This window comes from Holdemania filiformis, assembly GCF_003459085.1.
Classification (GTDB): domain Bacteria; phylum Bacillota_I; class Bacilli_A; order Erysipelotrichales; family Erysipelotrichaceae; genus Holdemania; species Holdemania filiformis.
On record NZ_QRUP01000017.1, the window covers coordinates 74,582 to 80,843 of the forward strand.

The 6,262-nt window shown below is 44.8% G+C and carries 7 protein-coding genes; 4 read left to right on the top strand and 3 right to left on the bottom strand.

Features of this window, described 5'->3' with window-relative positions; translation table 11 throughout:
• Positions 1 to 9: 9 nt before the first annotated feature.
• The 3 genes from DWY25_RS13045 to nagA all read right to left on the bottom strand — a co-directional run bounded on the left by DWY25_RS13045 (position 10) and on the right by nagA (position 3,053).
• On the bottom strand, positions 10 to 738 hold the full coding sequence (locus tag DWY25_RS13045) for a GntR family transcriptional regulator (RefSeq protein WP_039863778.1): 729 nt from the start codon (positions 736 to 738) through the stop codon (positions 10 to 12).
• Between the two features lie 72 nt (positions 739 to 810).
• Complete coding sequence (locus DWY25_RS13050) at positions 811 to 1,902, bottom strand: SIS domain-containing protein (RefSeq protein ID WP_117895596.1); 1,092 nt, start codon at positions 1,900 to 1,902, stop codon at positions 811 to 813.
• Positions 1,899 to 3,053 (bottom strand): N-acetylglucosamine-6-phosphate deacetylase, encoded by a 1,155-nt coding sequence (gene nagA, locus DWY25_RS13055; RefSeq protein WP_117895597.1) that lies wholly within the window; start codon positions 3,051 to 3,053, stop codon positions 1,899 to 1,901. Before nagA ends, DWY25_RS13050 begins: the two co-directional genes overlap by 4 nt.
• 300 nt (positions 3,054 to 3,353) lie before the next feature.
• Between nagA and DWY25_RS13060 the strand changes: the two genes are divergently transcribed.
• The 4 genes from DWY25_RS13060 to DWY25_RS13075 form a co-directional block, all read left to right on the top strand.
• Positions 3,354 to 4,115 carry a PTS mannose/fructose/sorbose/N-acetylgalactosamine transporter subunit IIC gene (locus tag DWY25_RS13060; protein WP_117895598.1) on the top strand — a complete coding sequence of 254 codons (762 nt, stop codon included), beginning with the start codon at positions 3,354 to 3,356 and terminating at the stop codon, positions 4,113 to 4,115.
• The gene (locus DWY25_RS13065; protein ID WP_117895599.1) at positions 4,108 to 4,911 is read left to right on the top strand and encodes a PTS system mannose/fructose/sorbose family transporter subunit IID; all 804 of its coding nucleotides are present in this window, start codon (positions 4,108 to 4,110) and stop codon (positions 4,909 to 4,911) included. Before DWY25_RS13060 ends, DWY25_RS13065 begins: the two co-directional genes overlap by 8 nt.
• Before the next feature lies 1 nt (position 4,912).
• On the top strand, positions 4,913 to 5,656 hold the full coding sequence (locus tag DWY25_RS13070; protein WP_117895600.1) for a carbohydrate deacetylase: 744 nt from the start codon (positions 4,913 to 4,915) through the stop codon (positions 5,654 to 5,656).
• Between the two features lie 271 nt (positions 5,657 to 5,927).
• A partial coding sequence (locus DWY25_RS13075; protein ID WP_147336692.1) for a PD-(D/E)XK nuclease family transposase occupies positions 5,928 to 6,262 on the top strand: 335 nt, incomplete at its 3' end.

A 6,262-nucleotide genomic window follows, 5' to 3' on the forward strand; every position in this document is an offset into this window, starting at 1 on the left:
CCCGATTTTTTATTTCTCCTGACGATAACATTGGTAACGGAATGAATATTGATCTGCGTGGTAATAAGTTTCGGTGTATTCAAACGGCGTATTGTCAGTGAGATACGAAATATGCGTACTGAGGACGACGTCCCGTTTCTCGCTCATCTCTAATGCCTTTTGGATTTCCTTGCTCGGCATGACGACGCTGATGGTCGTATCATTGTAAGCCAGCTGTAAATTCAATTTTTCTTCTAAATACTGATACAGTGACTTTTCCAGATAAGTAATGTCTAAATATGGCACTTTGACTACAGAAATGTAATTATAACTGACGGCCATCGGCTTTCCATCACCTAAGCGCAGTCTGATAAAATAATGGATAAAATCATTCTCTTTGAGCCCGAGCTTCTCCATGATTTCCGGAACTTCTTTCGCGCAGATGACGGAATACTGAAGCAGTTTAGCTTCTGTTTTAATTCCAGCGCGCCGGTGTTCTTCGGAAAAGGAAAGCATTTCCGGTATTTTCCGTTCGATTCTCGGCCCGCGTACAAAGCTGCCCTTGCCTGGAATCCGTTCGATGTATTCCTGATCAGAAAGATGAGTCAGCGCTTTATTCACAGTCATTCGGCTGACGTTAAACTGCGCGCACAGCTCGTTTTCAGAAGGAAGCTTATCTCCGCGATGAACTTTTCCGTGTTTGATTTGTTTAATGATATACTCTTCAATCTTCTGATATTGAAGCTGTTTCTTTGCCATGGTGTTCCTCAACTCTCTATCTGAAATCATTTTACCATAAATATCCAGGAATTCGTATTTCTTCAGATGGAATTACGAAGTAACTAGTTTGCTTCCCGCTTTTTTATGGAACTGCGGATCCGCGGCAAGGAAAGGATTGATGCCCAGCTTGTAGGGAATCCGCGATGAAATGATCTGCAGCGGCAGAATGTACTCTAAAACATGGAAGTCCGGATCGTCAGTCATCGGTAATAAACAATCTTTGCTTGTCGCAATTGAAGGCGGAAGCTTCCCGCCGATGATATATTGATGATTGGTCGTTTCCTTGATCACAGAATGGATTTTGATCAGTCGGTCTTTTTCATAGGGATCCGGACTAGCAAGATAAATGAGTCGGGTATCATTTTGAATCGAATTGTAGATACCGTGACAGAATTCTTCCAGCTCATAACCGACGATACCGAAACGGAGAGTTTCCAACATTTTCAGCGAGCCTTCCAGCACATTGGCATAGTTATTGCCATAGCCTAACACCAGGATTCTCCGGCCTTCGATTAATTCTTCCTGCATTGCGTCCACCCAGCGAGTCGCCGCAGGGATGATCGCGTCATAATTAGTAATTACAGTGTTCAGCCGTTGAATCAGCTCCTCAGCTTCTGAATCGCTGATTCGTTTTAAACACAAAGCACTTTCAATTCCGAGCAGCCACAAAATGAGGACGGTGGCGGTGTATCCCTTGGTTTTGGCAATGCTCAGTTCCGCGCCGCATTCCATAAGCAGATGAACGTCGGATAATCGGAAAATCAAGCTTTTTGAATTTTCACTTAAACCGGCGGTCATGCATTGATGCGTCTTCGCTTTTTCCAGGGCATCCGCGGTAGAGTAACTGTTTCCACCTTGGGAAATTCCCAGTACTAACGTATTTTTTGAATAGATTTTCTGTTGGGTTGTGAATAAAGAAGGCAATTCAGCGCGAACTCGGATTTGAAGCAGATTTTCCATAATTCGCCGGGCTGCCAACGCCGCATGATAAGAGGTTCCTGATCCGCACAGAACAAGTTCATCAACATTCTTTTCCTGGAGCAGAGTACAGAATGGACGGGTGATCGTTTTTCGTTTCTGAAGAATATTCAATAATACATCTTTTTCTTCCAGAATATAATCATACATCGTGATCTCAGTCATTGTGTTTTCTCCTGTTTCAACATCGGGATACCGGAAACAAACGTTTGAAGAATCTGATAGTCATCATTATAAATCGTAAGATCTGCCTGATATCCAGTTTCAATCAAACCTAAATGATCGTCCAGCTTCAACATGCGCGCCAGATTGATCGTCGCTGCGTTGATGGCACAGACTTCGTCGAGGCGTCCTAAGGTTTGAAGATTACGGACAGACTGGATCATCGTTATACAGGATCCCGCCAGCCGGCCGTCAGGGAGCCGGCCGACTCCATCTTCGCCAATTGTCACCTTGCGGTCGACCGATTCATAATAGCCGGGTTTTAATCCTTTATAACGGGAGGAATCGGTAATGACAACCAGACGATCTTTGCCTTTGCACTTGCCGATAATATTGATAACGGAAGGATGAACGTGAATGCCGTCGGCGATAACCTCAGAGTACAGATCGTTACAGGATAACGCGGCTCCCGGCAGTCCTGGCTTTCGGTGATGAAGTGGATTCATACTGTTGAAACAATGAACGACAGAGGTTGCGCCATCCTCAACCGCCTGCATCATTTCCTCATAACTGACGCCGGAGAAGCCCACCGCAACTTCCAATCCGGAAGCGGCGCAGTACTTTAAAAGCTGATGCTGATCATCTTTTTCCACAGCGATGCCAACGCGGATGATATGCCCGCCGGAAGCTTCCATGAAACGGTCAAATTGCGCGATATCTGGCTTTTGAATTAAATACTTATCATAAGCGCCGGGATATTCGTGAGAAGTGTAGGGACCTTGCAGGAAAATTCCAGGAATATGAGCGCCATTCTCATTTTTTTCTTCCATGACGGAGCGGATAGCCTGAAGCGCCTGAAGAATCCGGGGTTCCGAACGCGTCACGGTGCCCGGTAAAAAAGAAGTAACACCTTCCTGCGGTAAATACTTTTGCCAGATCCGAATGGTTTCCGGATCTCCGTCGGAGGCGTCGCCGCCCGCATAGCCATGGGTATGCACGTCGATCAAGCCTGGGATAATCCGGGCGTGTCCATAGGATTGGGAATTCTTCAGGATACTTTTGTGAATTTCGGTAATTTTCCCATTTTCCAGTTTTAAGGTAGCGGGAATAAATTGTTCGTGGATCCAGACACGTTGACTGCTGATAAAGACCATTAGCGATTCTCCTTTCCGCTGATTCGTGATCAGCACCTGACTACTTTGTTGTTGGTTAAATTATATACCACGATTGTTTAAATTGGAATAAAAATATATACAAGTTTAAAAATATGTATTGCATAACTGTGAATTTTATTTATAATGAAATCATAACAACCCGATGAAGTAAGGAAAGGTAATCATTTCTGAATGAATAACACTTCATCATACAAGTCGGTTATCAGAATGTAGAAAGGAGGACCGCGGCAGTTCAGTATTTCGACAAGATACTTTCCACATAATGAAAGGGGTAGACTTATGACAATCTTACAGATTTTGTTACTCACTCTGTGGGCAGGCTTCTCTCAGGTCGATCAGATGACGTTCAACCTGCTGCCCAGCGGCATTATCCCGACGGCAATTTTTACAGGGCTTGTGGTTGGAAAACCAGAATTGGGATTACTTGTCGGAGGCACGCTTCAATCTTATGCCTTAGGTTTAGGAATGTTTGGCGGAGCTTCGATTCCTAACTATCCGGTTACAGCGATTATCGTTGTCGCCTTGTCCGCATCCGCTGCGGATGTACCGGCAACGATTGCCTTGATTGGTATTCCGGTAGCAACGCTGACAGTTCAGATTGATGTTTTCGGCCGCTTCTTAAATACTTTCTTCCAGCACCGTGCGGATAAATACGCGGCTCAGGGTAATTCCCGGCAAGTCGCTTTCAGCAATCATTTGGGTGTTTTAAGCTGGTCCTTATCGCGGATGATCCCTGTCTTTGTTGCTTTATGCTTAGGGCCAACCTTTGTCGATACCCTGAATACGATTATGCCGCCGTGGCTCAGTTCCGGTTTGTCCATCGCCGCGGGGATGTTCCCGGCTGTCGGTTTTGCGATCTTATTAAAATATTTGCCAATCCGCTCCAATCTCCATTTTCTAATCCTGGGTTTTGCGTTAACGGCATGGGCGGGAATGCCGACCTTGGCTGTGGCGACGTTCGGCGCGGCCGCCGCAATTGCCGTTTATTACCAGGCGGGGAAGACCGGGAAATCCAATACTGGAGGTGAAATTGATGAGTAAGCAGTTTACAAAAAAAGATATCCGCAGATTATCCTATCGCTGGTCATGGAATCGGTCGTTAGCCTGGAATTATGAGAAAATGATGACGGCCGGCTACATGACGACGATGCTTCCGGTTATTGACAAGCTCTATCAAGATGATCCGGAAGGGCGGAAGAAAGCCTTTGAAACGCACAGCGTGTTCTTCAACTGCGAACCGAACCTGACCAATATTATTCTGGGGATGGACATCGCGATTGAGGAAGAAATGGGGGCTGAAGGTCTTGAGACTGTCGCGGGGATTAAAGCCAGTTTAATGGGACCGTTTGCAGGTATCGGAGATACGTTGTTTACCAGCGTCTTAGCGACAATCTTTGGCTCTATTGCAGTGACGACCGCTTTGGAAGGCAGCTATTTTGGAATTATATTATGGGAAATCTGGCTGTTCTTCGTGATGTTTGGATTGCGTCCTTATTTGATGCAGTTAGGTTATACCCAGGGCATTAAGCTGGTTACAACTCTGAGTGGAAAACTAAATCAGATTACGCAGGCTGCCAGTGTTTTGGGGATTATGGTTGTCGGCTCCATGGTCGCTTCTTTGGTAAAGGTGAATTTTGGGACGCTGACTATCATGGGTACAGAATTTGATCTGCAGACGAAATTATTTGATGCGATTATGCCGAAGTTCGGCGCGGTTCTGGTAGTCGCTTTATGCTATTGGGTTTTAGGTAAAATCGGCATGAAATCTTCGCGTCTGATCCTGATGATTATGGCGCTGGCAATTCTCTGTTCCTTCCTTGGCGTTTTGGTGCCATAAGATGAAAATCATTGTCAACGCTGACGATATGGGATATACACGAGGTGTCAGTGAAGGAATTATCGAGGGTTATGAAAAGGGAATCGTTACATCAACCACCGTGATGTGCAATATGGATCAAGCTGCTCAAGCCGCTCAACGGCTTCGATCGGTTCCGGGACTCGGAACTGGGGTTCATTTAACGTTGACCTGCGGAAGGCCGTTGACAAAAGCGAAAACGTTAGTGGATCAGCATGGTGATTTCCTGAAAAACATACAGTTTTATAAAGTGTACGTTGATCCCGCTGAGGTGGAAGCTGAATTCCGTGCCCAAATTGAAAAATTTATCGAATTGTTCGGCCGCCGACCGACTCACTTGGATTGCCATCAGGGTTGTTACGACGGACAGACATTGACAATGACGCGCGTTGGCGGAATTGGCGAGGAACATAATACCGAGGAAATTTTGGCTGTAACGTTGGCTTTGGCGAAAGAGTATCAGCTTCCGATGCGGCGTCATTGCGAATACTTATGGCTGAGCTCCTATCATGGTGAACAAGCGACGCCTGAGCATTTTGTGGAAATGTTAGAGGAACATGCCGACGCAGAAAAATTGGAGTTTATGGTTCATCCAGGCTGGTGCGATTTAGAACTATATCAAAAAAGTTCTTATAGTTTAGAGCGGGTTCAGGAACTGGCCGGACTTTGCGATCCTACACTGAAAGAAGAGTTGAAGTTACGGAATATTGAACTAGTTCATTTCTAATACTGAGGAGCAGTCGTCTGTGATTATGACACAACGACTGCTTTTTTTGATATAGGAATTAGGCTTAGCCTGAATAGCGAGAGTTTTTTTCGTTTACGAATTTTCAAATTTGATTCAGCCGAGTCATAACCATTTCAGATTGATTGGAGAATTCTTTTGAGTTATAATGATGATGTAAAATTAACTCAAGAAAGTATTTTTTAGTTTTTTTAATTATTTTAGGGGGCTTTTTTCGATTTTCCGCAATATTAATGATAGGAGGTATCCTATTATGCAGAGAATCGACCGGCTCAGAACTTTAACCAGACAGGAAATTCAAAAAGTCAGATTTGTGTTCGCTCCTACGCATCCCGTCTTAGCGGCTTTGGATTATCGGAGTAACGATCTCTTTCGTTACACATTCGGTTCAGAGGATCAATTGTCCAACAAAATCCTGATTGCGTTTTTATCGGACTTGCTCGGCATTCGGATTGTCCGGCTGCAGATCCGGGAGAGTGAACCGGTGAAAACGAACGAAGACGAAAAAGGGATTCGTTTTGATCTGTTAGTAGAAATCTTTGATGATCAGGGAAGGGAGATGGTGGTTAATTTAGAAATGCAGAATTA